Source organism: Variovorax sp. J31P179, from assembly GCF_030316985.1.
Taxonomy (GTDB): domain Bacteria; phylum Pseudomonadota; class Gammaproteobacteria; order Burkholderiales; family Burkholderiaceae_C; genus Variovorax; species Variovorax ginsengisoli_B.
The window spans coordinates 603,734-630,606 of sequence record NZ_JASZYL010000002.1; the positions used below are offsets into that span (position 1 = coordinate 603,734).

Here is a 26,873-nt window from a genome sequence, read left to right on the forward strand (position 1 = left end):
CATTCGTTCCTGAAAAAACCTGAGACCCCCCATGAAAAGCACCCGCATCGCAGAAGACCGATCGTCCCTTTCGGCAGCACCCGGCCTGCCCTCCCCCGAACGCCGGGCCTTCATCGCCCTGGCCGGCGCCTCCGCCGGCGCCACCCTGCTGAGCGCTTGCGGCGGCGGCGGCAGCGGCACGGCGTTCGTTGCGCCGGCCCCCGCGCCCTCCGCCGCGGCAGCCCCACCGATCGATCCGGCGCCGGCCGCGGCCGCGCCTGCGCCCGATCCCATCTGGGGGCCTGCCGGCCTGGGCACCCAGATCGTCGCGGCCCTGAAAGGCATCAATACGTCGATGTTCCCCGCGGTCGACTTTCCGGTCACCCGGTATGGCGCGCAGCCCTGCGCCACGGTGGCGGCGCCCAACCCCTATACCGATGCCAGCAAGTCGCCGCTGAGCCTTGGCGCCGACACCACCCATGCGCCGGGTTCCTTCGATGCCCGGCCCGCCTTCCAGGCCGCCATCGCCGCCTGCCATGCAGCCGGCGGCGGCCGGGTCGTGGTGCCGCCGGGAACCTGGTATTGCGCCGGCCCGATCGTGCTGCTCAGCAACGTCAACTTCCACCTGAGCCAGAACTGCACCATCTATTTCAGCCCCGACCCGGCCGACTACGCCAAGGACGGCCCGGTCGACTGCGGTGCCAACGGCCAACTTTTCTATGGCCGCTGGCAGGCCAACGACTGCCTCAACTACGGCGCGCCGATCTACGCCCGCAACCAGACCCGGATCGCGGTCACCGGCGAGGGCGACAGCTCGGTCTTCAACGGCCAGGCCATGACGCCCTTCGCCGGCAGCGGCAACACCAGCACCTGCTGGTGGACTTTCAAGGGCAACGCCGGCGTCTATGGCGTGGTCGACGCCAGCACGCCCTCGCAAGCCAGCGTCAACCCGGCCAACGTCGACCTGCGCACGGCCGCGCCGGGCATCTCCGATGCCCTCTACACGCTCCTGACCAACCCGGTCACGCCCTGGCAGCAGGATCAGAACTACCTGCCGGCGCTGTCCGAAGCCGGCGTTCCGATCGAACGGCGGATCTTCGGCAAGGGGCACTACCTGCGGCCCTGCATGGTCGAGTTCCTGGGCTGCACCGACGTGCTGATGGAGGGCTATCAGACGCAGAACACGCCGTTCTGGCAGCACCATCCGACCGACTGCAGGAACGTCGTGATCCGCAAGGTCACGGTCAACAGCATCGGCCCGAACAACGATGGCTTCGATCCCGATGCCTGCGACCACGTGCTCTGCGAGGACGTGGTGTTCAACACCGGCGATGACTGCATCGCCATCAAGTCCGGCAAGAACCTCGACAACGCCTACGGCCCGGCGGTCGATCACGTGATCCAGAACTGCACCATGAACAGCGGCCACGGCGGCATCACGCTGGGCAGCGAAATGGGCGGCGGGATCGAAAGGATCTATTGCCGGAACCTGTCCATGCTCAACCAGTTCTGGGCCACCAACGCGCTGAACATCGCGATCCGGGTCAAGACCAACATGAACCGCGGCGGCTTCGTCAAGGACTTCTATGTCGACGGCGTGACACTGCCCCACGGCGTCAGCCTGAGCGGCGCCGGCTACGGCAGCAGCATGCTGCCGGGCAGTCCGATCAACAGCAGCGTGCCGATCGGCGTGAGCAGCCCGGCGAACTGCAACCCGTCGGCCTCGCAGGGCGGGATCATCACCTTCGACTGCGACTACCAGCCCTCGAAGGACGCCATCCGGGCCCGCCCTGCGGCACTGCAGAACATCCAGATCTCGAACCTGGTCGCTCAGAACGTGAGCCTGGGCGGGAAGACCGGCTCCTGCTTCCAGGCCATCGTGGCGCAGGGCCCGGTGGCCTTCGACTACAACGGCCCGTCCCCGGCACCCGCCGTGCCGGCCATCGAGGGCGTGCGCATCATCGACTGCGACTTCGGCACCCCGATCGCCAGCGGGCCCGCCAGCGCCACCACGGCCGGTCCCATCTATGCCTACAACGTGCATGACATCGCGCTCGTGAACACCTTGATCGCAGGCCGGACGCTCAACACCACCGTCTCGGACGCTCGCTGAGCGGCAGATACCGATTGCCCCCCACCACAAAAAGGAATGAACGCCATGAGACAAGCCTCGACCCTGCGCCCCGGCGCCTCCCTTCTCACCCTGCCGCTGCTCGCGGCGGCCTTGTTGTCGGCCTGCGGCGGAGGCGGCAACAACGGTGCGGGCCTGTTCTCCCCATCCGCCGCCAGCCAGAACCAGGCGCCGGCCACCGGCCAGGCCGCGGATTCGACAGCGCCGGCCTCGGCGTCGACGCCGAAGCCCAGCGTGTTCCAGGTCGGCACCACGACCTTCGACCCTGCGCTGCCGCCCGAACCGGCCCTGCCCACCGAGGCCCAGGTCTGCGCCACGCTCGAGGCCAGCAACAACCTGGTGCGGCGCCCTGACGGCGCGCTGCCGCCGGAGGCCGATCCGTCCACTCCCGGCGTCGGCGTGGCGGTCAACGTCGCCAGCGCCAACCCGGACCAGGCGCGGATCCAGGCCGCGCTCGATGCCTGCGGTGCCGCGGTCGATGCGGCCGTCGGCGCGGCGATCGCCACCGCGGACGCCAGTGCCACGTCGAGCCAGAAAGCTGCCGCGCTCCCGAACATCAACATCGCGGGCGTCTCCGGAGAAGAACTGGCCAAGCCCGCCTACAAGGCGCCGCAGTTCGCGGTCCGACTGGTGGTCAACAGCAGCGGGGCCGGCAACGGCTTCATCTCCGGCCCGCTGACCCTGCCCTCGGGCGTGACCCTGTGGATCGACAAGGGCGTCACCCTCTACGCCACGCGCGACGTCATGGCCTACCTGCCCAAGACCACGCCGGCCAAGTACTGCGCCAACACCGCCGTCAGCGCCACGCAGGCGGGCAGTTCGGGCAATTGCCTGCCGCTCATCGGCGGCGACTACCTGGTCAACTCGGCCGTGGTGGGCGACGGCGCGATCGACAGCCGCGCCTACGCGGAAATCGTCACCTCCGACCCGCTCTATCCGCTGATGAAGGTGGACCAGAGCTGCTCGAACACCTACGCCGCCTATGCCCAGGCCAGCAACCGGCAGGCCCCGGACGGCACGCCGTGCGACAACGGCGGCACCTTCGTCGACTCCAGGTCGTCGACGCGCAACATGACCTGGTGGGACCTCGCGTACCTCGGCAACATGGTGCAGAACGGGACCACCGGCTTCGGCTCGCAATCGAACTTCCGAACGATGGTGTTCAATTACGCGAAGAACCTGACGCTCTACAGGATCAGCCTGAACAACAGCGCCAACTTCCACGTCGTGCCGAGCGGCGTAGACGGCCTGACCGTCTGGGGCGTGAAGGTGCAGACGCCATCGCTCGCCGCCTTCGCCAATCCGGCGGGCAACGGCAATCCGCTCTTTACCGGGGCCACCTACAACGCCGACAACGTCAAGAACACCGATGCCTTCGACCCAGGCTCCGCCTCCAGCGCCAAGGCCAGCGCCCTGACCACCGGAAGCAAGACGACCTCGGCCGCCAAGGTCTCGTTCGATGGCTACCTGAAGAATTTCGTCTTCGCCTACAACTACGTGAGCACCGGCGACGACGACATCGCCCTCAAGGGCAGCAACAACCCCAACCCGGTCGGCTTCGGCATCGACGGCAATCGCGACAAGCGCAGCGACCGTGCCCATGGCATCGTGATCGCGCACAACCACATCTACTGGGGCCACGGGATCTCGATCGGCAGCGAGACCAATGCCGGCGTCACCAACGTCCATGTGTACGACAACTCGTTCCAGGATTCGGAAGAAGGCCTGCGCATCAAGTCGGACTACGCGCGCGGCGGCGAAGTCAGCAACATCGACTACCGCGACATCTGCATCAAGGACGCGCAGAACGCCCTGCTGTTCACCACCTATTACAGCACCAAGTCGCTGCCGGGCACGGGGCCGAAGGTGCCGAACTTCCACGACATCTCGCTCAGCAACGTTCGCATCATGGGCAGCGCGATGATCAAGCTGCAGGGCTTCGCGGCCGGCACCGGCGGCTACTTCACGCCGACGCCTGCCATTCCGACGGGCTATCTGCCGGGCCACCCGCTGGGCATGACCATGACCGACGTGCTGGCGGACGATCCGGCGCTGATCTCGGTGATCGCCTCGGATGCGAACCTCACGCTCAGCGACGTGAACCTGCCGATCGCCGCATCGACGGCCAACAACATCGTCGTCAGCGGCGCGTCGGCGCACACCCAGGAGCCTTCGAAGATCCTCGACTGCAGCAAGGCCTTCGTCGACTTTCCGGCCATCGGTGCGTCGAACCCGTTCGGGACCCATGCGGCCCCTTGAAGCTCAGGGCGCCGGGCTCGACGAGATCCGGCGCGCGTCCTTGAGGAGCAGCAGCAACTGCTGCTCACGAACGGGCGACGGCTCGAAGCCGAATCGAAGATAGAAGCGCTCGGCATCTTCGTCGATGGGGTGGGTCAACATGGCGCGGACGCCGGCCTGGTCGGCGATGAGGAGCGTGCGTCGGATGGCGTCCTGGAGCATGCCGACGCCAATGCCCCGACCTTGATCGGACGAACTCACTGCCAGCCTGGCCAGGATGATCACCGGAATGGGGAAGGCCCCCATGCCCTTGCGTACCCGATCAGGCGCATCCAGCGTGTCGATCTGTCCCACCGTCAGGCTGAAGTAGCCGGCGACCCGTGCGCCCTGCGCAACCACGAAGGTCTTGGCCGATCCGCTGGCCTGCGCTTGGCGCCCGTGCCGAACCAACCAATCATCGAGCGAAGGCTTGCCGCAATCGAACGCTTCCAGGCGATGGCTCGCATCCAGCGCCTGCGGAGCACCGAATGCCATCAGGTGTCCCAGGGAGCGCGTCGCGAGAGCAGGTTCTTCAGGCCGGGGTTGTCCTGTTCGGGCCGATCCAGCATCGACAGCAACGCCTGCGACTGACTGCTCGTCGCCAGGAACAAGCGCTGGTCGAGCAGGGTTCGTTCGGCGGCCTGGTAGGCGCTATCGAGAATGAACTCGGTCATCGACTTGTTGCTGACCTCCGCGGCGCGACGCAGTACGGTCTCCTGCTGCGGGGTGGCACGCAGTCCGAGCCGGGAGGAACGAGCAGCAGTGGTCATCGCGATTTCCTTCAGAACGTACGCCATGTTAGTACAAACGACGCACAAATGCAATTTCGAAGTTGTCGATGAGACCGCTCAATGCCCGCTCGACAGCCGCCGCTCCAGCCAGCCGCTGTAGCGCGACAGCCCGAAGCACAGCACCCAGTACACGGCGGCGATGAACAGGTAGCCCTCGAGGTAGAACGGCCGCCAGGTCGGGTCGCCGCCCAGCGCCAGGCCGAGCGCGCCGGTGAGCTCGAACAGGCCCACCACGGTAACGAGCGAGGTGTCCTTCAAGGTGCCGACCACGTTGTTGGTCAGGGCCGGCACCACCAGCCGCAGCGCCTGCGGCAGCACGATGTCGCGCTGCACCGGCCAGCGGCCGAAGCCGAGTGCCATCGCGGCGTCGATCTGGCCGCGCGGCACCGCCTGCAGCCCGCCGCGGATGATCTCGGCCAGGTAGGCGGCGACGAACAGCGACAGGCCGGCGAGCACCCGCACCAGCACATCGGGCTGCCAGCCGGCCGGCCACAGCAGCGGCAGCAGGAACGAAGCCATGAAAAGCACCGAGATGAGCGGCACGCCGCGGACCAGTTCGATGTAAGTGGCGCAGAGGGTGCGGATCAGGGGCCACTCCGAGCGCCGGCCGAGCGCCAGCAGCAGCGCCAGCGGAAAGGCCAGTGCCAGGCCGACCACCGCCAGCCCGATGGTGAGCGGCAGGCCGCCCCAGCGATTGGTCGCCACCGCCGCCAGTCCCGCCACGCCGCCGCGCATCAGCAGCACGAACGCGGACAGCGACACCAGCCAGAGCGGCAGCAGCCACCAGCGCCAGCTGCGCGGCCAGGCGCTCAGCAGCGTGGTCAGCGACAGCAGCGTGACGGCGACCGCCGGCCGCCACTGGTCCTCATAGGGATAGCGGCCGAACAGGATCGGTCGCCACTTCTCGGCGATGACGCCCCAGCAGGCGCCATGGGGCACGGCCCGGCAAGCCTGCGCATCCGGACGGAACACGGCCTGCAGCACCGCCCATTCGAACGCGTGGAACCCCGCCCAGCCGAACAGCAGCAGCAGCGCCAGCGTGAAGGCCCCGCGCAGCGGCGAGCCCCACAGTTCCTCGCGCCATTCGATCGGCGCCCGCACGCCGGCGCTCATCGCCAGCCCCGCAGCGCGACGCGCGCGTTGTAGCGGTTCATGGCCCAGGAGATCAGCAGCGAAAGCCCGAGGTAGACCGCCATGATCACCGCGATGCACTCGAAGGCGCGGCCGGTCGAGTTGAGCGAGGTGTTGGCGATCGAGACCAGCTCCGGATAGCCGACCGCCACCGCGAGCGAGGAGTTCTTGGTCAGGCTCAGCAGCTGGTTGGTGAGGGCCGGCACGATCACGCGCAGCGCCTGCGGCAGCACCACGATGCGCAGCTGCTGCCACCCGGTCAGGCCCAGCGCCTGGGCGGCCAGCTTCTGGCCCTGCGCGACCGAGGCGATGCCGGCGCGCACGATCTCGGCGACGAAGGAGGCGGTGTAGAGGGCCAGCGCGGTCACCACCGCCAGGTATTCGGGACTCAGCGCCGCGCCGCCGCTGACATTGAAGCTGCCGCGCTCGGGCCATTCGAAGTGGCTGGGCCACCACGCGCCCTCCTCCCGCACCGGCCAGGGCAGCGACAGCCCGCCCTTGCTCAGCCAGACATCCGGCAGCAGTTCGAGCGGCTCGGTCGAATCAGGCAGCAACTGGGTGAGCGCGAAGTACAGCATCAGCAGCTGCACCAGCAGCGGTACGTTGCGGATCGTCTCCACATAGGCCCTGCACAGCCCGCGCACCAGCACGTGCGGCGCCAGCCGGCCGATGCCGATCAGCGTGCCGAGCACGACCGCGATCAGCGCTGCCGGCACGGCGGCGCGCACCGTGTTGATCAGGCCGGCCAGGAAGGCGCGCCAGAACGGCTGGCCGGCATCGAAATCGAGCCAGCCCTCGGAGATCTCGAAACCCGCCGGCTGCAGCAGGAAGTCGAAGCCCGAGTGCACGCCGCGGCTGCGCAGCACCTCGAGCGCATGCTGAACCAGCCAGACGACGCCGGACGCGATCGCCGCGATCAGCAGGGCCTGCAGGGCCCAGGCGAGCCAGGCGGCCCGGCGCCGGCTCATCGCACCGGCAATCCGTACATCAGCCCGCCTTTGTTCCAGAGGTTGTTCGAGCCGCGCGGCAGCTTGAGCACCGATTTCGGGCCGACATTGCGCTCGAACATCTCGCCGTAGTTGCCGACCGCCTTGATCGCGCGGTAGGACCAGTCCTTGTCGAGGCCCAGCAGCTTGCCGAGGTCGTCGCCGCTGCCGACCAGGCGCTGCTGCGCCGGGTCCTTGCTGGAGGCCTTGAGCTCGTCGATGTTGGCCTGGGTGATGCCGAACTCCTCGGCCTCGATCAGCGCGTTGGGCACCCACTTGGCGATCGCGAACCATTCGTCGTCGCCGCGGCGCACCAGCGGCGCCAGCGGCTCCTTGGAGATCAGCTCGGGCAGGATCACGTAGTCGTCGGGGTTCGGCGCTTCCTTGTTGCGCAGGCCCGCGAGCGCCGAGGTGTCGGTCGTGAACGCCTGGCAGCGACCGGCGAAGAAGGCCTTGAACGAGGCCTCGAAGCTCTCGAACACGACCGTCTTGACCGGGATGTTCTGGGCCTTGAACCAGTCGGCGACGTTCTTTTCGTTGGTGGTGCCGGCCTGGGTGCAGATGGTGGCGTTCTTGAGCTGCTTGGCGCTCGTCACCTTGAGCTTCTTGGGCACCAGGAAACCCTGGCCATCGTAGTAGGTGATGGTCGTGAAGTGGAAGCCGAGCGATGCGTCGCGGGTCAGCGTCCAGGTGGTGTTGCGCGCCAGGATGTCGATCTCGCCGGCCTGCAGGGCCGAGAAGCGCTGCTGCGAATTCAGCGGCACGAACTCGACCTTCTTGCCGTCGCCGAGCACGGCCGCGGCGATCGCGCGGCAGGTGTCGACATCGAGCCCGGACCAGTTGCCCTGGGTGTCGGGCGCCGAGAAGCCGGCCACCCCGTTGGTCACGCCGCACTTGACGGTGCCGCGCTGCTTGACGGCGTCGAGCGTCTTGCCGGCGAAAGCCGGCGCGGCCGCGAAGGCCAGGGTGGCGGCGACAGCGGCGAGCGCCGGGCGGATGCGTGAATTCATGCGGTGGTCCTCTTTTCTTCGAAATGACGGCAGGCCGGCAGTTTACGTGGGGTGGGCATCCAATTGCGGCGGCTTGTCGGCGGTCAAGGTTCGTTGTTTCAGCGTGTGACTGGTCGAAACATTTGCAATATATTTGAAACCACCACGAGCTCAAGGAGGTAGATATGCAGCAGCGCACTGGCGCTTCCTCGCGCATGGCCATCGTCCCGGTCATTGCCGCCTGTCTCTTCACCACGGCCGCCAGCGCGGCGGGCGGCTCGATCGCCTTCGCCGGCGCGATCGTCCCGTCGTCGTACGGTGTCGTCGTTTCACCCGCCGCCTCTGGCGGCGCCCGCGACGACCCGACGCTCCGCGGGACCGAGCTGCGATTCATCGCCTCGCCATCCGAACCCAGGAGCGCCGTGGTGCGCATCGAACGACCGGATCGCGAACCTGTTGAGATCCGCTGCGGCGCCGGGATGCAAACCACATCCGATCGCGGCTGCCGGCTGGGCCACGAGACCGGCAGCCTGACGCTGGCGCCGCCAGCCGGCGCCTCCGCGCTCGCCGTGGTGATCACGACCTACGACTGACGCGCCGCCGATGGCGCCCCGCCCTACTGGTAGTCGATCGTGAAGATCACCGCGCCGTTGGCCTCGCCCGGGGTCACGACCGGGTCGGTCTGCACATAGCGCGCGGCCAGCGGGATCGCATAGCTGGCGCCCGGCTCCGAATTCGGGTCGATCCCCGAGGGATAGACCGTATCGAAGCCATGCGGCGCACCGTCGGGCCGTCCGAGCTGCAGCCCGATGCCGCCTGCCGCCATCCCGCCGCGCCGGGCCGGGCTCAGGGCGACGACCCCCTGGCTGGGCGGGCCGATCATGCGGGTCGTGCCGGACAGGCTGTAGCCGATCTGATTGCTTTGCGTCACACCCGAGAACTGCCATCCGCTCCCGCCCGTGTGGCTGTTGGTCGCCGACACCGATGCGCCGTAGAAAGCCGGGCAGTTCTCCAGCCGGATCTCGAAACGCTTCCACGCCGTGGTGCTGCCGGGGCCCGAGAACTCACCGCTTCGGTAAGTCCCCATCGCGACGTTCACGTCAGGCGTGGTGCAGGTCTGCGAGACGATTTGCAGGCCGCCGACGAACTGCAGCCGCAGCAGCGGCAGCTGTGCGATCGACACCTCGGCGCCGGGAAGCTGGCTGCCGCTGACCACACCGGGCGACACCGGCCCGATCTTGATCAGGTTCAGGCGCAACTGGGCCTGCTTGCCGCCGACGGCGGCAGGGTTCGAGGTGATTGGCAGGTTCCTCACGACCGGCAACGCGGCATCGGACGACAGATCCTCGATGAAGACCCCGATGCCCGGCAGTCCGGACTCGTAGACCTGGCCCGCATGGGGTCCGGTGTTCCACGAGGCCAGCGGCCGCGGATTGGCGCCGTAGTTCGACCTCAGGTCGACGCTTCCGATGCCGCCCCTGCACTGGATGCTGAACGGCTGCAGGTCGGTGAGTTGCTGATAGATGATCGTGCCGTCCGGCACGTCGGGCCCGATCGTCAGGGCCTGGACCACCAGCGACTGGGTGAGCGAAGCGGGTGCCGGACCATAGGCGTTGTCCAGGCCATAGTCGCAGCGGATCGCGGCACTCGCCGCCGTCGAGAGGGCCAGCAGCGCGAGCGCGGCGCCGAATCGGCCGGCCACGGCGTGGGCCTGCGTTGGAAATGCTTGCATGCGTGCTCCAGGTTGTTTCATTTGACGGCGCCCGTGGTTTCGGGCGCCGCGGACGGCGCAGCGGCCGCGCAGGGTCCGTCGAAATGCTCCAGGCTCGCGCTGCTGCCCGACACGCGGTCCGGCAAGGCCGACAAATCGATGCTGCATTGGCGCGAATCCTGATCGCCCCATCGCACCGTCAGCACTCGATTGGTCTCGGGCATGCGCGCGAAGATGCGACCGCCCTGCCCGACTGTCCCGACGTTGTCGCCGTTGGCGTCCCTGACTTCGGCGCCGAACGGCAGTGGGCCGCCATCCGGCAGGCGGCTGTCGACCAGCAGCGCGCGACCGGTCACCGTCTTGTATTGCAGCCTCACGACCGCGCCGGCGCGCGGTGCCACCTGCTGGCTCGAGGCCTGCAGTTCCACGTCGGTGGAGATGCCCTTGGGATCGATCGCGACTTCGTTCAACCGGTAGGGCGTCATGTAAGGGACGATGCCGAAGCCCTGGCCATCGAGGACCACGCCCGGATAGCTCTCGATGCGTGCCCCGCCTGCGCCCGGGGCCTCGACCAGTCCGATCGTCTCGCCGATGTACGGCGACAGCGTGAGCCCCCCGGCATGCAGCACCGCCGAGCCGCTGACGCCCAGCGAACCGCTGGTGTAGTCCCGGCCTTGCCCGTAGAACGCCTGGAGGTTCGCGTAGGGGCTGCGGTACTGGGCGTTGAGGGAACCGTTGGCGCCCTGCTGCTCCGCCTGTCCGGCCGCCACGCCCCAGGACAGCGCGTTGCCGGAGCCGGCCACCCCGCTCAGGGTCGCCTGGCTGGCGCTCGCGCCGTCGGCATTGCGGCTGAGGTTGAGCATGGCGTTGATCGGCGGCCTGTCGGCCTTGCCCAGAGGGATCGAAAGACTCGCCATGAACACGTTCGCCATCCGGCCGAGGGCATCCCGCGATCGATTGATCGACAGGGCATAGCTGATCGAGCCGAAGCTGTTGCTGTAGCTGAACTGGTATTGCACGTCGCGCTGATCCCGGTTCCAGTAGTCCTGCGCGTAGCCGCTGAGGGAGAGCTGGCCGCCGCGTTCTCCCAGCGCCTGGCTGAAACTGAGCGACAGCCGATTGCGCGGCCGCCAGATCGAGTCGAACGCCAGCCCCCGTCGAACCGCGTCAGCGGCCAGCGCCGCATCGCTGAAACCGAAGAATCCGTCGGTCGAGAAGCGGGCCGCCGACACCGAGACGCTGCTGGCGAACTGCTCCAGGAAGTTGCTGTAGCCCAGCCGCAGGCTTTGGCCCGACCGGCGCGCCTCGCCGATCTCCGAACTGGCCGCGGTCAGGTCGGCCGACAGCGCCCCCACCGGCGTTGCCGCGGCCAGCCCCGCCAACGCTGCGCCGTAATGCTCGCTCGCCTGGATGCCGCCGTAGCCGGTCAGGCGGTCGCTGAAGCCCCGCTGCAGGGTGCCCTGCAGGAAACCCGGCTGATCCATCAGGGCGGCATTGCGCAAGCGGCCGCCCGTCAGGCTGAACCGCGTGGTGCCCGGACGCAGCAAGCGCGGCACCGACACGTAGGGCACCGAAAAGATGCGCTGGCGGCCGTCGGATTCGGTCACCGTCACATCGAGGTCCCCGCCGTAGCCGGCCGGATTGAGGTCATTGATCTCGAAGGGACCAGGGGGCACCGGCGTGTCGTAGATGACCACCCCGCTCTGCCGGATGGTGACCCGCGCCTGGGTGGTGGCGATCCCGCGCACGACCGATGCATAGCCGCGCTGGGAATCGGGCAGCATCCGGTCGTCCGAGGCCGCCTGCGCGCCGAGGAAGGGCACGGTATCGAAGATTTCGCCGCTGGTGTTGGCCTCGCCGATCGTGAGCCGGCCGCGCAGCGCGCCGAGGTCCCGCTGCACGTAGGTGTTCTGCGTCTGGTAGGTCGAGCCGCCCTGCGCTCGCCAGGACATGCTGCCGTTGTGGCGGAAGTTCCAGCCGCCGGCATTGAAGCCCAGGTTCAGCCCGAGGTAGGACGAGTCGAAGGATTGTCCGGCCGTGCGTTGGCGATAGTGGTTGAAGGAGTAGCCGAGCATCGCCGCCGTGACGCCCTGATCCCAGCCCGCAGGATCCACATAGCCGCGCGGCGTCTTGCGCACCAGGGCCTGGGGGATGCTGGCGTCGAGCGACAGCGAGGAAGTGTCCAGGGTCAGCGTGGCATCGGGGATCAGGTCCTTGATCGACAGGCACGCCGGCCCGGCCAGCGAGAGCAGCGCCGCCTCGCTCAGCTTCTCGAAGTCGACCGACATCCGCTCGAGCAATGCGCGCGTCACGCACAGTTGCGCCTCGTCCGGCCCGCGGATCGCCTTCACCGTGACTTCGGTGCGGCCAAGTCCCTTGCCGTTGACCGACAGGTCGACCCGGTACTCGCCTGGTGTCAGGGGATTGCCCTTGGCGAAGCGCGAGAAATCCACCTTGGGACCGGCCGCCGCAGGGGCGAAGTCGTCGTTGAATTCGATCACGGCCAAGCCGTCGGCCGAAGCGGGCGCGCCGGTCTGCGCGAGAGCCAGCGGCATGGGGCCGAACACGAAGATCAACGCCGCACTCAGGCGGCTCAACGGCCACGAGGGCACGGCGCCCCGGGAAAAAGCTCGCATCTTTCTGTATCCATCGCATGGCAGCGGAAAGCGCTGCGCCACGCCAGCCCCCTGGAGGCGGGTCGTCGTGAAGGGAGGCCCGGTGCCTGAAGCGGCACCGGCAGGAATCGATTCAGCCCCTCAGGGCGGCGTGTCCGGCTGCGCGGCCCGGGTCTCGACGCGGGCTGCGGGTTCGACCTCTCTGTCGACCGGGGCGCCGTAGTCGTTGATCGCGGTGAAGCGGATCCGGGGTGCAGCATCCGGCTTCGATGTCAGCCCGGCCAACGGAAAGCGCAGGCTGTCGTGCGGCGCGACCATGCCACGCTCGGTTTCGTAGGTGCGGTCGCCGAAGGCGACCGATGCCCTGGACACGCTGACGTGGTAGGCCGACGGGTTCTCGGCCTTCAGGTCGTATCCGTTGCGGGCCTCGTTCGCAGTCAATTGCCAGCGCAATCCGGCGATCGCTTCATTGGCGTCGCCGGGCAGCCCCTTGGGCCGGAAAAATATCTTTATCCGCGAGCGAAATGCCATCTGCAGAATATTCCGGCTGTCTCGAAGCTCGGCATCGGGCCGCGGCGGAATCTCAAGGACGTTGAGCCAGAAAACCGACTCCCGATCCTGCGGCAGCGGCTCCTTGGTATAGGTCATCCGCACCGACTGCCCCTTGCCCGGATCGATCCTGAATATCGGCGGCAATAGCGCGAACGGCACCGATTTTTCTTGAGCGCTGGTTTTTTCATTGCCATCGTCGATCCAGCTCTGGACCAGCGCCGGCAACGCGCCGGTATTGTTCAATTTGACCGTGACTTCGCGCTCTTCGGCCGGATAGACGACACGGGTGCCGGTAATGACGATGGCCGCATGCGAAAGGCCGAATGCGAAGGCGGACAGGGCCAGGAGCCGGCGCACGCCGGTGCGAAAGTGATTTTTCATTGAGTCTGTTCGAAGTCGCTCGCACGGGCGCGCCGGCGAGGCGCGCCGAGGCGCCCGCACGCCAGGGCGCGCGGGCGCGATCAACCTTATTGGTAGTCGATCGTGTAGGTGACCGAGCTGGTCACGAGGCCGGCGGTGGAGGCACCCGTCGCGTAGTAGCGGACGCCGTATGGCAGATCCACTGCGCCGCCGGAGATGGTCCCGTGGACGTTGTTGGTGCGCTGAGATGCGTCACCCACGTTGATCGGCGCATTGTTGCCGTCGACATCGAGCAGCTGCAGCTGCACGTTGTCGGCGCCGCCGACCGTCATGTTCTTCAGCCGACCCGAGCCATCCACGGTCGGGCCTTGCTCGAAGAAGGCGGCGGCCGTGCCCGGGGTCGCCAGGCAATCCCTGAGCCCGATGGTGAAGCGCGTCTCGCCAGCCACGTCGCCGACGTTGGCCAGGGCACCCTGGGTGACGTGCGGCAGCGATACGTTGGTCCCCGGCACCAGGGTCGTGGCTTGGCCGTTGACGGTCACGTTGCAGGTCTGGGCCACCACCTCGCCGTCGAAATTGATCCGGCCCGATGCATGGGCGGAAAAAGCAAGAACCGAGGCGCTGGCAACGAGAGTCGACAGAATGATTTTCTTCATGGCAATTCCATATTGAAGTTGACAATGCGTGCAAGGGGAGGTGTTCGCCGCCCCATCTTTTGATTAAGAATCAATTGTCAATGCCACCCGGCATTGATGCACGGCGTGGATTCTAATCATCGAAGCGAAGCCCGCCGGTGCGGAAAATTCCGATAGAGTGAGCAGAAATTGGAATTCCATCAAACCATCAATTGACCTCGATGGTGTAATAAATTAGGAATTTATTAACCACCGGTAACATCGATGCGAGAAACCCGTTTGTCATCAATTCAATTGACTGAACTCAGGCCTGCCGCTGTCTTCATTGGTAAAATAGACACCCTCAGTACTTCACTTTGTAACTGTCATCAATTACGCACGTTTTCCGACAGTTATATTCGCGGAAATAGAAATCAAATCATGGGGACGGATGTACGCGCTGAAGGACTACCAATGGATGTTGATCAAGAACCTGCTGCCCGGGCGCCGCGGTCATGTCGGCGTGACAGCCAAAGACAACCGGCTGTTCGTCGAGGCCGTGCTGTACCGCTATCGCACCGGGATTCCGTGGCGCAACCTGCCGCCGCGCTTCGGTGACTTCCGCGTCGTGCACCTGCGCTATACGCGATGGCGCAGCAGCGGCGCCTGGCTGCCGGTGGTGGAGGCCCTGACTCGGGATGCCGACAACCCCTTCAGGACGATCGATGCGACCCTCATGCAGCCCCAGCGGCGCCGATCGACGTCACTCCCGCTGCCGAGACCCGGCGAGCCGGCCGTGACATCGCTGTCCGATCCGGAAAATCGCCTCGTGCGAGACCCCGATGCGGCAACGCGGTGCGAGATCGACCACAATCGCCCCTGTTTTTAGCAACGAAAGGTTTTTCACATGATCCGTTCCGATGACACCGGCAAGCTCGTCCTGCGTCTGGCCCTGGGTATCCTGATCCTGCTTCACGGCATCTCGAAGCTCAGTAACGGCGTTGGTTTCGTCGAGGGCATGCTGACGTCGCATGGCTTGCCAGGCGCCCTCGCCTACCTGGTCTACGTGGGCGAGTTGTTGGCACCGGTGTTGCTGATCATCGGTGTCTACACCCGTCCGGCGGCCTGGATCACGGTCATCAACATGCTGGTCGCCATCTGGCTCGTCCACCTCAAGGACCTGACGGTCATCGGCAAGTCGGGCGGCTGGGCGCTCGAACTGCAGGGCATGTTTCTGTTCGCCGCGCTGGCGGTGGCCTTCCTGGGCGCCGGGCGTTTCAGCCTGGGCGGCACCAGCGGACGACTGAACTAGCTCGGAGTCGCGGCTACCCGCCGTGCGCTTGGCGGGTTGGCCGATGCAGCGCGAACTGCAGGCCCGGCATGCCCACCCATACCAGCACGGCAAGAATGATCAGTGCGGCGACCGGCGAGCCCGGCAACGCGGACAACAGGAACACGATCGAAGCGCCTCCCAGGCTCTGGATTCCACCGTACAAGGCCGCGGCATGGAATCTCTCGTCGGGTGCGACGTCGAGCGCCAAGGTGGCGGAAATCGGAAGCACGATGCAGAAGAAGACGACGACCATCACCGCAAAAGCCAGAAACAGCGCCACGCTGTCTGCGTAGGCGGAGGCCAGCAGCGCCAGGATTCCCAGGGCCAGGAAACCCCATGCGGCGCAGATTCTGCGCTGCCAGCCAAATCTTCCGGCGGCCTTTCCTGAAAGATGGAAGGCCAGGACCTCGACGGCGGCCGTGAACGCCAACGCAGCGCCGAGCGTCGACGGCGCCATCTTGAACTGCCCCACCAATATCGACGGTTTGCTGATCAGCACCGCAGCGAAGAGGCTTTGCGCAGCCATCCCCATCAACAATGGAATATGGAACTCTTTTTTCCTCGCGATTCTGGTGAATGCACCGACCTTTCGGGTTGATGCATCAGGCGCCTCCGTTCGTTCGCGCCGACCCCGTGTTGATCGCGGCAGAAAGAAACAAAGCCCGCACAGCACCATCGAAGGCAAGAGCACCAGCCATTTCCAATGCAATCGCGTGGCGACGGCGACGACAAGAATCGGCGTCAGAACGGCGCCGGCGCTCATGAGCGAGTAGGAAGACGAAAGCGCTTTCTCGAAGCGCTGACTATCAAGCAAGCCGCGAAGCGATGTACGCGCCGATACGGATCCCACCGCATTGGCGGAGAACATCAGCAACAGGATGAGGGAAAAGCCCCAGAAATTGGACGGAAGCGCCAACATGCCGCACAGCGCGGCGACCCCCAGCGTGGAGACAAGAAGCAGTTGCTCGGGCTCCCCCGCATTGGCAAATCGCGGAGCAAGAAACTGGGTGCCGGAAAAAATCAAGAATCCCATGGACAGGATTCGCTGAAAGTCCCCGAAGCCGATGCCTAAGGATTCGACGATGAAGGGCGAAAGGGGGATCAATGCATCGAACAACACGCCGCACACCACGATGCGCAGAACGATGGGTGTTGCGCTTGCCACCGATGCAGTGCTCCCCGAATCACTATTCAACTATCCGTTGACGATTCGAAGGCGATTTTCATGATGTAAGGCACCGAGCGCTCTTGCCTCACCATTCTTCAACCATGAACCAATGGCGTCCTGAAGCTCTGGATACTTCTTAAGCATCAAGACCTTCACTGCCGCCCAATCATTGACATCCAATTTCTCTTGAATTACTTGAAATTCCTCATGAGAAATAGGAAGATCCATGTGCAATCGCAACGCCGAATCCTTCTCCGGCGTCGCATGATCGCAGACAGCTTCCACATTGTAACTGGCTCTTCCCATTTTAACCCCCTTGAACAATGAGCATCACTCCTAAAGGAGCGACTGAATGTCAAGGAGAATCCCCGGACGATCTTCCTTGACGAGTCCAAGGCTACGCTTATTGGGTTGAGTTTTCCTCAACCCCAGGTTCACCGCATGGGATTGCACTGCAATGCTTTTTTCTTGTTTTCCCAAGCAAAACGCCCCAAACATGGCATTCAACCTGAAGATATGAAATTTCTCCGTGAACTTTTCACTAATTCTTCAAATGATTAATGCATTTCATTGAAGAACTAGGATTTTTCGGAAGCGAAATAACAGGACGCCTCCTTCAGTCATCCTCACCCGCATCGAGCCCCGGAAACAGCACCTCCGTGAAGCCGAAGCGCGAGAAGTCGCGCACCCGCATCGGATACAGCTTGCCCAGCAGGTGGTCGACCTCGTGCTGGACGACCCGGGCATGGAACCCGCTCACCGTGCGATCGATCGGGTCCCCGTACGGATCGAAGCCGGTGTAGCGGATGTTGGCGAAGCGCGGCACCACGCCGCGCAGGCCCGGCACCGACAGGCAGCCCTCCCAGCCCTCTTCCTCCTCGTCCCCGATCGGCGTGACGACCGGGTTCAGCAGCACCGTGCGCGGGACGATCGGCGCATCCGGGTAGCGCGGATTCACCGTGTCGGTGCCAAAGATCACGAGCTGCTGGTCGACCCCGATCTGCGGCGCCGCGAGCCCGGCGCCATTGACCGAATACATGGTCTCGAACATGTCGCGCACCAGCAGGTGCAACTCGTCGGTGTCGAAGGCGGCGACCGGCTGCGCGATGCGCAGCAGCCGGGGGTCGCCCATCTTGAGGATTTCGCGGATGGCCATGCGCGATTATCGCGGTGGCCTAGCGTCGTCCGTAGTACCTGCCGTAGTACCCGGGCCGACCGTAGTAGCCCGGATGCCCGTAGTAGCCGGCCCGTCCGTAGTAGCCGTAGTAGCCGGGATAGCGGTAGCCGCCGTAGTAGCCGCCCCAGCCGTAGTAGCCGGTGGCGCCGATGTAGACCGATGGCGCCACCACGACCGGGTCGGCGTAGTAGGGATAGGCCGCGCCCGCATAGTACGGACCGGGCGCCACGCAGCCGCCGAGCAGGGCGGCGCTCGCCACGGCGATGGCGGCCGACACAGAACGAAATCGCTTCATCCGGACCTCCTGGGTCATCTTCGATTCAACGGCCGGCGCGCCCGCCTGTTGACCGGGAAAACGAAACAATCTCAGGATAGTCCTTGGGCGAGGATCTCCAGCATCTGCGCTTCGTCGATCACGGTCACGCCGAGGTCGCGCGCCTTGTCCAGCTTGCTGCCGGCCTCGGCGCCGGCCACCACGTAATCGGTCTTCTTGCTCACCGAGCCGGCAACCTTGGCGCCGGCCTCTTCGAGTTTGTCCTTCGCCTCGTCGCGACCCAGCGTAGGAAGCGTACCGGTAATGACGAAGGTCTTTCCTGCCAGCGGCCTGGGCGCGCGGGCGGCGGGCTCGCTCTCTTCCCAGTGGACGCCGCAGGCACGCAGCTGCTCGACCACCTCGCGGTTGTGCGGCTGGTCGAAAAAGGTGCGCAGGCTGGTCGCGACCACCGGACCGACGTCGTTGACTTCGAGCAGCTGCTCCTCGCTCGCGTCCATGATGGCGTCGAGCTTGCCGAAATGCTTCGCCAGGTCCTTGGCCGTGCTTTCGCCCACGTGCCGAATGCCGAGCCCGAACAGGAAGCGCGGCAGCGTGGTCTTCTTCGACGCCTCCAGCGCCGCGACGATGTTGTTGGCCGACTTGTCGGCCATGCGGTCCAGGCCGGCCAGCGTCGTGAAGCCCAGCTTGTAGAGGTCGGGCAGCGTTCGGATCAGCTCGGCATCGACCAGCTGCTCGACCAGCTTGTCGCCCAGGCCTTCGATGTCGAGCGCGCGCCGGGCCGCGAAATGCAGGATCGCTTCCTTGCGTTGCGCTGCGCAGAACAGCCCGCCGGTGCAGCGGTAGTCGACCTCGCCCTCCTCGCGAACGGCGTCCGATCCACAGACCGGGCACTGGTGCGGCATCGTGAAGACCGGGCCGCGCTCGGCGTCGGGCCGAGCCGCGCTCTCGGGCAGCACGCCGACCACCTCGGGGATCACGTCGCCGGCGCGCCGGACGATCACGGTGTCGCCCACGCGCACGTCCTTGCGCCGGGTCTCGTCCTCGTTGTGCAGGGTGGCGTTGGTCACGGTCACGCCGCCGACGAACACCGGCGCCAGCTTGGCCACCGGCGTGAGCTTGCCGGTGCGCCCGACCTGGATCTCGATCGCCAGCACCTCGGTGAGCTGCTCCTGGGCCGGGTACTTGTGGGCGACCGCCCAGCGCGGCTCGCGCGAGACGAAGCCGAGCTGCCGCTGCAGCGCGAGGCTGTCGACCTTGTAGACCACGCCGTCGATGTCGTAGGGCAGCGAGTCGCGCTGGCGGCCGATGGTCTCGTGGAAGGCGATCAGCTCGATGGCACCACGGGCGCGCGCGGTCTGCGTCGCCACCGGGAAGCCCCAGGCACTGAACTGCTGCAGCCAGTCGAACTGGGTCGGCAAGTCCGGCCCGCCCTGCTCGGGCGGCGTCACCTCGCCCAGGCCGTAGGCGAAGAAGCTCAGCGGCCGCTGGGCCGCGATCGACGGATCGAGCTGGCGCACCGCGCCCGCCGCCGCGTTGCGCGGATTGACGAAGACCTTCTCGTTCTTCTGGCCGCCCGCGATCTTCTCGCGCTGGCGCTCGTTGAGCGCGTCGAAATCGTCGCGCCGCATGTAGACCTCGCCGCGCACCTCGACCACCGGCGGAATGGCCGTTGGGTCGCCCTGCAGGCGCAGCGGGATCTGCTGCACCGTGCGGATGTTCTGGGTCACTTCCTCGCCGATCTCGCCGTCGCCGCGGGTCGCCGCCTGCACCAGCACGCCGTCCTCGTAGCGCAGGTTCAGTGCCAGGCCGTCGAACTTGAGTTCGCAGACGTATTCGACCTGAGGCCCATCCTCGGCCAGTCCGAGCTCCTTGCGGACCCGGGCGTCGAAGGCACTGGCACCGGCGGGCGTGATGTCGGTCTCGGTGCGGATCGACAGCATCGGCACCTTGTGGCGCACCTTGGCGAAGCCGTCGAGCGGCTTGCCGCCGACCCGCTGGGTCGGCGAATCGGGGGTGCGCAGTTCGGGAAATTCGGCCTCCAGGGCCTGCAGCCGCTGGAACAGCCGGTCGTACTCGGCGTCCGGCAGTTCGGGCGCGTCGAGCACGTAGTAGAGATGGGCGTGGCGGTGCAGCTGCTCGCTGAGCGCAGCGGCCTCGCGAGCTGCGTCTTCGCGCGTGGGCATGGGGATCTCCGGACTAGCTGAACAAACGCCGCGCCAGCGGCGAGCCGGCCGACAGGTCGCGCGTGTCGAGCGTGTCGTAGAGCTGCTCGAGGTCGACGCCGATGGCATCCATGGTCTCGTCGCGCAGCGGCTGGCCGTCGCTATCGGTGACCACACCGTCCATCTCGCGCGCCAGCGCGGCGGCCGACTCGCGCATGCGCTCGAAGGGGCGCTCCGCGCGGTCGACCTGCGGCACGTCGAGGCTCAGGGTCAACTCGCGGATCGCCGACTGCGCCGGATCGTCGGCCAGCGCGGCCTGGGTATCGAAGGACAGCCCGAGGATCGGCGGCAGCCCCTGCTCGCCCGCCGGCAGCACCATGCGCCCCGGGATGATGCCGGCCACGAAGCCGAGGCGGGAAGCGTTCTGCTGCACGTAGCCGGGGCTCCAGGCCGCATGGCGGGCACGCAGCACGAAGCTCAGCTGGGCATCGTGCGAACTCGCGAACTGGTCGAGCTCGCGGGCCCGCGCCACCTCGTCGAGCATCTCGGGAAACTCGGGCGCGCCGTTGAGGGCATCGGCGAAGGCCTGGGCCTTGACCACGAACTCGGAGTATTCGATCTCGTTGAGCGCACCGGTGCGGTTGGCCATCTGCACGCCGACCTGGAAGGCGCCATAGCGCTGCCCGGCCACCGCCGGCTCCCACTCGCCGGTGAATTCATTGAGCCCCTCGACCGCCACCGGCTTGCTGCCGGCGCGCCGGGTCGCCGGCATGGCCGCGATCGCGGCGTCGCCGGAGGCCAGGCCGTCGAGCGACACCGGGGCGATGATGTCGATCAGCGGATCGAGGCCGCCGCGGCGCTCGGCCGACGGTGCCGCCAGTGCGCTCGGCGCCGGCAGGTCCGGATCGAACAGCGGCTCGTGCCGCTCGTTGCCGGGGACCTGGTGCGGATCGACATGCAGCACGGGCTCGAACTCCCCCTTGGGGGCGGCCTCCGGCGCGGCCGGTTCGCTGCTGGCGGGCGCGTCGGGCTGCTTCGGCGCATTGCGGCGCGACATCCATGTGTTGTAGCCGACCACGGTGGCGAGAACCAGTCCGCCGAGGATGGCGAGGGCGACGGTGAGATTGCTCATGGGCCCCTGGTGCTCAAGCGGCTTCGACCATCGATACCGCCGACTCCATGTCGACCGCCACGATGCGCGAGACGCCCTGCTCCTGCATGGTCACGCCGATCAGCTGCTCGGCCATCTCCATGGCAATCTTGTTGTGGCTGATGAAGAGGAACTGGGTTTCGCGGCTCATGGCTGTGACGAGTTTGGCATAGCGTTCGGTGTTGGCGTCGTCCAGCGGCGCGTCCACTTCGTCCAGCAGGCAGAACGGCGCCGGGTTCAGCTGGAAGATCGCGAACACCAGCGCGATCGCGGTCAGCGCCTTCTCGCCGCCCGACAGCAGATGGATGGTCTGGTTCTTCTTGCCCGGCGGCTGGGCCATGACCTGCACGCCGGAATCGAGGATCTCGTCGCCGGTCATCATGAGCCGGGCATTGCCGCCGCCGAAGAGCTCCGGGAACATCCGGCTGAAGTGCTCGTTGACGATCTTGAAGGTGCCGCCCAGCAGGTCGCGGGTCTCGGCGTCGATCTTGCGGATCGCGTCCTCGAGCGTGCCGATGGCCTCGTTCAAGTCGGCCGACTGGGCATCGAGGAAGGTCTTGCGCTCGCTGGCCACCGCCAGTTCGTCGAGAGCGGCCAGGTTGACCGCGCCGAGCGCTGCCACTTCGCGATGCAGCCGGTCGATCTCGCTCTGCAGCCCGGTGAGCCGGACCTTGTCGGTCTCGATCGACAGCGCGACCGCCTCGAGGTCGGCCTCGGCGTCGGCCAGCAGCTGCTGGTATTGCTCGAAGCCCAGCCGCGCGGCCTGCTCCTTGAGCTGGAAATCGGTGATGCGCTGGCGCAGCGGGTCGAGCTCGCGCTCGAGCTGCAGCCGGCGCTCGTCGCTGGCGCGCAGCTTGATCGTCAGGTCGTCGTACTGGCTGCGCGAGGCACCGAGCGCGGTCTCGCGTTCGAGCTTGAGCGACAGCGCGTCCTGCAGTCCGGCCTGCGCGGCGGCGTCGGACAAGCGGCCGAGCTCGGCGCGCGCGCGTTCTTCTTCGTCGGTCAGGGCGACGATCTGCTGGCTGGCGGTCTCGATCGCGCGGCTCAGCTCGCCACGGCGCGCCTCGAGGGTGCGCTGCGCGAAGGTGGCTTCCTGGGCCTGGCGCTCCAGGCTGCGATGCTGTTCGCGGCTGGCGGTGAGCGCACGGCCGGCCTCGATGACCTTCTCATCGAGCTGCGCATGGCGTTCCTGGCTGTCGGCGAGCTGCATGTCGAGCTCTTCGAAGCGCGACTCGGCGGCGATGCGCTTTTCCTGCAGCTCCTCGAGCTGCGCCGTCACCTCGCCCAAGTCGTTCGACAGCTGTTCGCTGCGGGCGCGGGTCTGCTCGGCCAACTGCGACAGGCGCAGCGTCTCGACCTGCAGCGCGTGCGCCTGCGACTGGGTCTCGGCCGCTTCACGACGCGCCGCGACCAGGCGCTGGGCGGCATCGCCGTAGGCCGCCTCGGCACGGGCCAGCGCGGTGCGCGACTCGTCGGCGATCAGGGTCTGGGCCCGCAGCTGGCGTTCCAGGTTCTCCATTTCCTGCTGGCGCGCCAGCAGGCCGGCCTGTTCCGAATCCTGGGCGTAGAAGCTGACGCTGTGGGCCGTGACCGCATGGCCGCTCTTGATGTAGATCACCTCGCCGGGCTGCAGCTTGTCGCGCTGCGCCAGCGCCTCTTCGAGGCTGGTGGCCGTGAAGCAGCCGTGCAGCCACTCGGCCAGCAGCGCCTGCTGGCCGGCGTCGGCCAGGCGCAGCAGGTCGGACAGCCGCGGCAGCGACGACGCGCCCGGCGGCAGGCCCGCCAGCGGCGGCGAATAGAAGGCCAGCTTGGCCGGCGGCGCATCGGCGGCGAAGGCGCGGACCATGTCGAGGCGGCTGACTTCGAGCGCGCCCATGCGCTCGCGCAAGGCCGATTCGAGCGCGTCTTCCCAGCCGAGCTCGATGTGGATGCGGCTCCAGAGGCCCTGCAGGCTTTCGAGCCCATGCTTGGCGAGCCAGGGCGCGAGCTTGCCGTCGGTCTTGACCTTCTCCTGCAAGGCCTTGAGCGCCTCCAGCCGCGCCGACAGGTCGGCGTGGCGCGCCCCTTCGGCATTGACGGCCTGCTGGCGCGTGCGCCGGTCGTCGTCGAGCTGCGGCACGGCTTCCTGCAGTTCCTGCAGGCGCGCATCGGATTCGGCGGCCGCCTCCTGGGCCATCGCCAGTTGCTCCTGCTGCTCGCGCAAGCGCCCCTCGTCGGGCGCCGCGAGCGCGTTCTGGTCGGTGCGCAGCCGCTCGGCGCGCAGGTTGAGCTGGCGGCTCTGGTCCTCGATGTTGCGCTGGTCGGCGGCCAGCACCTGGATCTGCTGCTGCACCTGCACCACCGTCGCGCGCTGGGCGTTGGCCTCGTTCTGGGCCCGCTGCTGGGCGTCCTCGAGCTCGGGCATGCGGGCGTCGTGCTCCTCGAGCTGGGCGGCCAGCAGTTCGGCCTGCTCCTCGGCGTTCACGCCCTGGCCGGCCAGGGTCTCGATCTCGGCCTCGGCGTCGTCGCGCCGGGTGTCCCATTGCCCCATCTGTTCGCGCAGCTGCACCAGCCGCTGCTCGACCCGCTGGCGCCCCTCGACCACGAAGCGGATCTCGCCTTCGAGCCGGCCGACCTCGGCGCTGGCCTCGTAGAGCTTGCCCTGGGCCTGGTTGACCTGGTCGCCGGCCGCGTAGTGGGCCTGGCGCACGGTCTCGAGCTCGGCCTCGATGTGGCGCAAGTCTGCGGTGCGCGATTCGAGGTCGTTGATCGCGCGCTCGGCGTCGGCCTTGACCTTGGCCTGGTCGGCCTCGCTCTCGGTGCGCTTCAGGAACCACAGCTGGTGCTGCTTGCGCGTCGCGTCGCCGGTAAGCTGGTTGTAGCGCGCCGCCACCTCGGCCTGCTTCTCGAGCCGCTCGAGGTTGCTGTTGAGTTCGCGCAGGATGTCCTCGACCCGCGTGAGGTTCTCGCGCGTGTCGCCGAGCCGGTTCTCGGTCTCGCGGCGGCGCTCCTTGTACTTCGAGACGCCGGCGGCCTCTTCGAGGAACAGGCGCAGTTCCTCGGGCTTGGATTCGATGATCCGGCTGATCGTGCCCTGGCCGATGATCGCGTAGGCGCGCGGCCCCAGGCCGGTGCCGAGGAACACGTCCTGCACGTCGCGCCGGCGCACCGGCTGGTTGTTGATGTAGTAGCTGGAGTTGCCGTCGCGGGTCAGCACCCGCTTGACCGCGATCTCGGCGAACTGCGCCCACTGGCCGCCCGCGCGGTGGTCGGCGTTGTCGAACACCAGTTCGACGCTGGAGCGGCTGGCCTGCTTGCGGGTGGTCGTGCCGTTGAAGATCACGTCCTGCATCGACTCGCCGCGCAGTTCGGAGGCACGCGATTCGCCGAGCACCCAGCGCACGGCATCCATGATGTTCGACTTGCCGCAGCCGTTGGGACCGACCACCCCGACCAGCTGGCCGGGAAGCAGGAAATTGGTGGGTTCGGCGAAGGACTTGAAGCCCGAGAGCTTGATGGAATTGAGACGCACGTCAGGTCGGCCCTAAGCCAGTTGTTTTGCCAAGGTTGGGTGCCAAGGTGTTGATTTGTAAGCAGATTCCGGCGGCTGGCACGTCCAGGCCAGGCCGCCACCTGAGGCGAGGATGATAACGTGCGGACCATGCGCGTTTCCCCTCTTTCCCCGTGTCTTGCTCGCCGTGCGTGGCTCATCGGCAGCGGCGCGGCGGCCCTGGCGCTCGCGGCCTGCGGCTCCACCCAGCGCGCCGAACCCTATGCCAGCAACGAATGGCTCCAGAGCGGCGCGAACCGCATCGCCAACCTGGCCTTGCGCGACAACCTGCAGTCGGTGCGGCGCGTGCAGATCTCGCTCTATCGACGCAATCCACGCGAATGGCGCAAGTGGTGCGGCAGCGCCGACGAGGCGATCCAGCGCACCTGGGAATCGATCTCGCAGAACGCGCCGCTGCCGCAGTTGCATGGCGCCTATGGCATCGATGCCGTCCGCCTGGCCTTCGAGACCGCGCCCAAGCCCTTCGAGGGCGACCGCGTCGCCGCGCTGGTGGTCGGCTGGGCGGCGCTGCTCAAGCAGGCCAACGGCGACACCTGGGAGCAGAACATGCTCGACGGCGTCAGTGCCGAGAACAGCTACCGGGCGGCGCGCAACTTCGAGATCTCGCTGTGGCTGATCGGTTCGAAGACCGGCCCCGACGGGCAGCCGCTGCTGCTGGCCACCGAGATCAGCGAGCGCGGGCGCAACCTGCTGGTCGACCGCGAACTGTCCAAGGTGGTGGCTCGGCTCGACCTGCTGGCGGCGCAGGCCGACGAGAAGTACCGGCGCGCGGCGCTCGACTTCAGCCAGAACTGGTTCCTGGGGAGCCTGGGGCCGTTTCTTGCGATGGTGCCGAAGTGAGGTTTCTGGCCGGGGGGGCGGGCTCACGCCGACGGTGTGCTCTGCTCCGCGAATGTCCCCCGCCCTTCGGGCTCCTCCTTTATTTCGCTGCGCAGAGCACACCATCGGCGTGAGCCGTCACGGCGGTCGTTGATCGGCGGGAACAACCTCCTGCTACCCGTGCCGAGGGCGCCGGGTGGCCCCCGCAGCGAAGTAAAGGAGGAGGCCGCAGGCCGGGGGACATGAGCGGAGGGGGCCACCCGGTGCCCTCGGCACGCGCCCCGGACAGCCATGGCGCGATCCTTGCGGGCGTTGCGCAAGCGGGGTGCCGATGGTCGGACAGCACCAGGTCCAATCCAGCCCCGCACCTAGAATCGATCGCAGTTTCTTCCCACTCTCGCAGGAACCTCATGAGCTCCATCAATTTCATCGGCGGCGAAAAAGGCGGTGTCGGCAAGTCGGTCACGGCGCGGGTGCTGGCGCAGTATTTCATCGACCACAGCCGGCCTTTCGTGGGCTTCGACACGGACCGTTCGCACAGCTCTTTCACCCGTTTCTACGAGGGCTTCGCGTCGCAGGTGGTGGTGGACAGCTTCGAGGGCCTCGACACGGTGGTCAACGGCTTCGAAACCAATCCGCAGCAGAGCGTGATCGTCGACCTCGCGGCCCAGACGCTGGCGCCGCTGTCGCGCTGGATCAAGGAGTCGGACCTGTTCGACGTCTTCGCCGAACTCGGGGTGGCGGTGAATTTCTGGCACGTGCTGGACGACGGCAAGGATTCCAGCGACCTGCTCGGCACCCTGATCGACACCTTCGGCGACCGGCCGAACTACATCGTGGTGCAGAACTACGGGCGCGGCAACGACTTCGGCCTGCTGCTCGGATCGCAGTCGCTCAGCAAGGCCACGGCGCACGGCGCGCGCGTGATCGCCCTGCCCCGGCTGCACGACGCCAGCATGCGCAAGATCGATGCGCGCAACACGAGCTTCTGGAAGGCGGTCAACGACCGCGAGGGCCCGCACGCGCTGGGGCTGCTCGAGCGCCAGCGCGTGAAGACCTGGCTGGCGACGGCCTACGCGGCCTTCGACACCCTGCCCCTGTAGG

Annotated in this window: 22 protein-coding genes and 1 pseudogene; 7 read left to right on the forward strand and 16 right to left on the reverse strand. The window is 67.0% G+C overall.

The features are described from left to right. The first annotated feature begins 31 nt into the window (after positions 1 to 31). Together QTI17_RS07250 and QTI17_RS07255 are read left to right on the forward strand one after the other, a co-directional pair. Complete coding sequence (locus tag QTI17_RS07250) at positions 32 to 2,092, forward strand: glycoside hydrolase family 28 protein (protein ID WP_286531942.1); 2,061 nt, start codon at positions 32 to 34, stop codon at positions 2,090 to 2,092. Between the two features lie 36 nt (positions 2,093 to 2,128). Continuing rightward, positions 2,129 to 4,369, forward strand: a complete 2,241-nt coding sequence (locus QTI17_RS07255) for a glycoside hydrolase family 28 protein (RefSeq protein ID WP_503011028.1) — start codon at positions 2,129 to 2,131, stop codon at positions 4,367 to 4,369. 3 nt (positions 4,370 to 4,372) lie between these two features. Here QTI17_RS07255 and QTI17_RS07260 read toward each other — a convergent pair whose 3' ends face one another. From QTI17_RS07260 to QTI17_RS07280, 5 genes are all read right to left on the reverse strand, one after another. Then, positions 4,373 to 4,882, reverse strand: a complete 510-nt coding sequence (locus QTI17_RS07260; RefSeq protein WP_286531944.1) for a GNAT family N-acetyltransferase — start codon at positions 4,880 to 4,882, stop codon at positions 4,373 to 4,375. After that, positions 4,882 to 5,157: a type II toxin-antitoxin system TacA family antitoxin gene (locus QTI17_RS07265; protein WP_286531945.1), complete on the reverse strand. Its 276-nt coding sequence runs from the start codon at positions 5,155 to 5,157 to the stop codon at positions 4,882 to 4,884. Before QTI17_RS07265 ends, QTI17_RS07260 begins: the two co-directional genes overlap by 1 nt. A gap of 78 nt (positions 5,158 to 5,235) precedes the next feature. Next, on the reverse strand, positions 5,236 to 6,291 hold the full coding sequence (locus QTI17_RS07270) for an amino acid ABC transporter permease (protein ID WP_286531946.1): 1,056 nt from the start codon (positions 6,289 to 6,291) through the stop codon (positions 5,236 to 5,238). Then, positions 6,288 to 7,277, reverse strand: a complete 990-nt coding sequence (locus QTI17_RS07275; RefSeq protein ID WP_286531947.1) for an amino acid ABC transporter permease — start codon at positions 7,275 to 7,277, stop codon at positions 6,288 to 6,290. Before QTI17_RS07275 ends, QTI17_RS07270 begins: the two co-directional genes overlap by 4 nt. Further along, positions 7,274 to 8,305: an amino acid ABC transporter substrate-binding protein gene (locus QTI17_RS07280; RefSeq protein ID WP_286531948.1), complete on the reverse strand. Its 1,032-nt coding sequence runs from the start codon at positions 8,303 to 8,305 to the stop codon at positions 7,274 to 7,276. Before QTI17_RS07280 ends, QTI17_RS07275 begins: the two co-directional genes overlap by 4 nt. A 164-nt stretch (positions 8,306 to 8,469) precedes the next feature. Here QTI17_RS07280 and QTI17_RS07285 point away from each other — a divergent pair, with 164 nt between their 5' ends. Then, positions 8,470 to 8,877: a hypothetical protein gene (locus QTI17_RS07285; RefSeq protein WP_286531949.1), complete on the forward strand. Its 408-nt coding sequence runs from the start codon at positions 8,470 to 8,472 to the stop codon at positions 8,875 to 8,877. A 23-nt stretch (positions 8,878 to 8,900) separates the two neighbouring features. On the opposite strand, the gene QTI17_RS07290 is transcribed toward QTI17_RS07285, so the two are convergent. The 4 genes from QTI17_RS07290 to QTI17_RS07305 form a co-directional block, all read right to left on the reverse strand. After that, positions 8,901 to 10,016: a fimbrial protein gene (locus QTI17_RS07290; protein WP_286531950.1), complete on the reverse strand. Its 1,116-nt coding sequence runs from the start codon at positions 10,014 to 10,016 to the stop codon at positions 8,901 to 8,903. A 17-nt stretch (positions 10,017 to 10,033) separates the two neighbouring features. Then, a complete protein-coding gene (locus tag QTI17_RS07295; protein WP_286531951.1) occupies positions 10,034 to 12,631 on the reverse strand; it encodes a fimbria/pilus outer membrane usher protein in 2,598 nt (865 codons plus the stop codon). A 120-nt stretch (positions 12,632 to 12,751) separates the two neighbouring features. After that, a complete protein-coding gene (locus QTI17_RS07300) occupies positions 12,752 to 13,543 on the reverse strand; it encodes a fimbria/pilus periplasmic chaperone (RefSeq protein WP_286531952.1) in 792 nt (263 codons plus the stop codon). A gap of 86 nt (positions 13,544 to 13,629) precedes the next feature. Further along, positions 13,630 to 14,178 (reverse strand): fimbrial protein, encoded by a 549-nt coding sequence (locus QTI17_RS07305; protein ID WP_286531953.1) that lies wholly within the window; start codon positions 14,176 to 14,178, stop codon positions 13,630 to 13,632. A gap of 409 nt (positions 14,179 to 14,587) precedes the next feature. On the opposite strand from QTI17_RS07305, the pseudogene QTI17_RS07310 reads away from it, so the two are divergent. Beyond that, positions 14,588 to 14,887 (forward strand): annotated as a pseudogene (locus QTI17_RS07310) (transposase); the annotation flags it as partial. Between the two features lie 156 nt (positions 14,888 to 15,043). Then, complete coding sequence (locus tag QTI17_RS07315) at positions 15,044 to 15,448, forward strand: DoxX family protein (RefSeq protein ID WP_286531954.1); 405 nt, start codon at positions 15,044 to 15,046, stop codon at positions 15,446 to 15,448. Between the two features lie 13 nt (positions 15,449 to 15,461). Here the strand turns inward: QTI17_RS07315 and QTI17_RS07320 are convergent, their stop codons facing one another. The 7 genes from QTI17_RS07320 to smc form a co-directional block, all read right to left on the reverse strand. Beyond that, positions 15,462 to 16,634, reverse strand: a complete 1,173-nt coding sequence (locus QTI17_RS07320; RefSeq protein WP_286531955.1) for an MFS transporter — start codon at positions 16,632 to 16,634, stop codon at positions 15,462 to 15,464. A 30-nt stretch (positions 16,635 to 16,664) separates the two neighbouring features. Beyond that, positions 16,665 to 16,961 carry a hypothetical protein gene (locus QTI17_RS07325; RefSeq protein ID WP_286531956.1) on the reverse strand — a complete coding sequence of 99 codons (297 nt, stop codon included), beginning with the start codon at positions 16,959 to 16,961 and terminating at the stop codon, positions 16,665 to 16,667. Between the two features lie 292 nt (positions 16,962 to 17,253). Then, positions 17,254 to 17,793 carry a peptide deformylase gene (def, locus tag QTI17_RS07330; protein WP_286527675.1) on the reverse strand — a complete coding sequence of 180 codons (540 nt, stop codon included), beginning with the start codon at positions 17,791 to 17,793 and terminating at the stop codon, positions 17,254 to 17,256. Positions 17,794 to 17,812: 19 nt separating this feature from the next. Then, positions 17,813 to 18,109, reverse strand: a complete 297-nt coding sequence (locus QTI17_RS07335) for a hypothetical protein (RefSeq protein ID WP_286531957.1) — start codon at positions 18,107 to 18,109, stop codon at positions 17,813 to 17,815. Positions 18,110 to 18,180: 71 nt separating this feature from the next. Further along, positions 18,181 to 20,271, reverse strand: coding sequence for an NAD-dependent DNA ligase LigA (ligA, locus tag QTI17_RS07340; RefSeq protein WP_286531958.1), 2,091 nt, complete (start codon positions 20,269 to 20,271; stop codon positions 18,181 to 18,183). Between the two features lie 13 nt (positions 20,272 to 20,284). Then, positions 20,285 to 21,382 carry a cell division protein ZipA C-terminal FtsZ-binding domain-containing protein gene (locus tag QTI17_RS07345; RefSeq protein WP_286531959.1) on the reverse strand — a complete coding sequence of 366 codons (1,098 nt, stop codon included), beginning with the start codon at positions 21,380 to 21,382 and terminating at the stop codon, positions 20,285 to 20,287. Between the two features lie 13 nt (positions 21,383 to 21,395). Further along, entirely contained in the window at positions 21,396 to 24,911 is a 3,516-nt protein-coding gene (gene smc, locus QTI17_RS07350) for a chromosome segregation protein SMC (protein ID WP_286531960.1), read from the reverse strand. Between the two features lie 129 nt (positions 24,912 to 25,040). Here smc and QTI17_RS07355 point away from each other — a divergent pair, with 129 nt between their 5' ends. Next, positions 25,041 to 25,790 (forward strand): hypothetical protein, encoded by a 750-nt coding sequence (locus QTI17_RS07355; protein ID WP_286531961.1) that lies wholly within the window; start codon positions 25,041 to 25,043, stop codon positions 25,788 to 25,790. Positions 25,791 to 26,179: 389 nt separating this feature from the next. Beyond that, positions 26,180 to 26,872 carry a P-loop NTPase family protein gene (locus QTI17_RS07360; protein ID WP_286527688.1) on the forward strand — a complete coding sequence of 231 codons (693 nt, stop codon included), beginning with the start codon at positions 26,180 to 26,182 and terminating at the stop codon, positions 26,870 to 26,872. Position 26,873 lies beyond the last annotated feature (1 nt).

Bases quoted from the DNA above. Each gene is read 5' to 3' on its own strand.
- QTI17_RS07250 (WP_286531942.1), top strand. From the start codon at position 32: ATGAAAAGCACCCGCATCGCAGAAGACCGATCGTCCCTTTCGGCAGCA.
- QTI17_RS07255 (WP_503011028.1), top strand. From the start codon at position 2,129: ATGAACGCCATGAGACAAGCCTCGACCCTGCGCCCCGGCGCCTCCCTT.
- QTI17_RS07260 (WP_286531944.1), bottom strand. From the start codon at position 4,882: ATGGCATTCGGTGCTCCGCAGGCGCTGGATGCGAGCCATCGCCTGGAA.
- QTI17_RS07265 (WP_286531945.1), bottom strand. From the start codon at position 5,157: ATGACCACTGCTGCTCGTTCCTCCCGGCTCGGACTGCGTGCCACCCCG.
- QTI17_RS07270 (WP_286531946.1), bottom strand. From the start codon at position 6,291: ATGAGCGCCGGCGTGCGGGCGCCGATCGAATGGCGCGAGGAACTGTGG.
- QTI17_RS07275 (WP_286531947.1), bottom strand. From the start codon at position 7,277: ATGAGCCGGCGCCGGGCCGCCTGGCTCGCCTGGGCCCTGCAGGCCCTG.
- QTI17_RS07280 (WP_286531948.1), bottom strand. From the start codon at position 8,305: ATGAATTCACGCATCCGCCCGGCGCTCGCCGCTGTCGCCGCCACCCTG.
- QTI17_RS07285 (WP_286531949.1), top strand. From the start codon at position 8,470: ATGCAGCAGCGCACTGGCGCTTCCTCGCGCATGGCCATCGTCCCGGTC.
- QTI17_RS07290 (WP_286531950.1), bottom strand. From the start codon at position 10,016: ATGCAAGCATTTCCAACGCAGGCCCACGCCGTGGCCGGCCGATTCGGC.
- QTI17_RS07295 (WP_286531951.1), bottom strand. From the start codon at position 12,631: ATGCGAGCTTTTTCCCGGGGCGCCGTGCCCTCGTGGCCGTTGAGCCGC.
- QTI17_RS07300 (WP_286531952.1), bottom strand. From the start codon at position 13,543: ATGAAAAATCACTTTCGCACCGGCGTGCGCCGGCTCCTGGCCCTGTCC.
- QTI17_RS07305 (WP_286531953.1), bottom strand. From the start codon at position 14,178: ATGAAGAAAATCATTCTGTCGACTCTCGTTGCCAGCGCCTCGGTTCTT.
- QTI17_RS07315 (WP_286531954.1), top strand. From the start codon at position 15,044: ATGATCCGTTCCGATGACACCGGCAAGCTCGTCCTGCGTCTGGCCCTG.
- def (WP_286527675.1), bottom strand. From the start codon at position 17,793: ATGGCCATCCGCGAAATCCTCAAGATGGGCGACCCCCGGCTGCTGCGC.
- QTI17_RS07335 (WP_286531957.1), bottom strand. From the start codon at position 18,109: ATGAAGCGATTTCGTTCTGTGTCGGCCGCCATCGCCGTGGCGAGCGCC.
- ligA (WP_286531958.1), bottom strand. From the start codon at position 20,271: ATGCCCACGCGCGAAGACGCAGCTCGCGAGGCCGCTGCGCTCAGCGAG.
- QTI17_RS07345 (WP_286531959.1), bottom strand. From the start codon at position 21,382: ATGAGCAATCTCACCGTCGCCCTCGCCATCCTCGGCGGACTGGTTCTC.
- QTI17_RS07355 (WP_286531961.1), top strand. From the start codon at position 25,041: ATGCGCGTTTCCCCTCTTTCCCCGTGTCTTGCTCGCCGTGCGTGGCTC.
- QTI17_RS07360 (WP_286527688.1), top strand. From the start codon at position 26,180: ATGAGCTCCATCAATTTCATCGGCGGCGAAAAAGGCGGTGTCGGCAAG.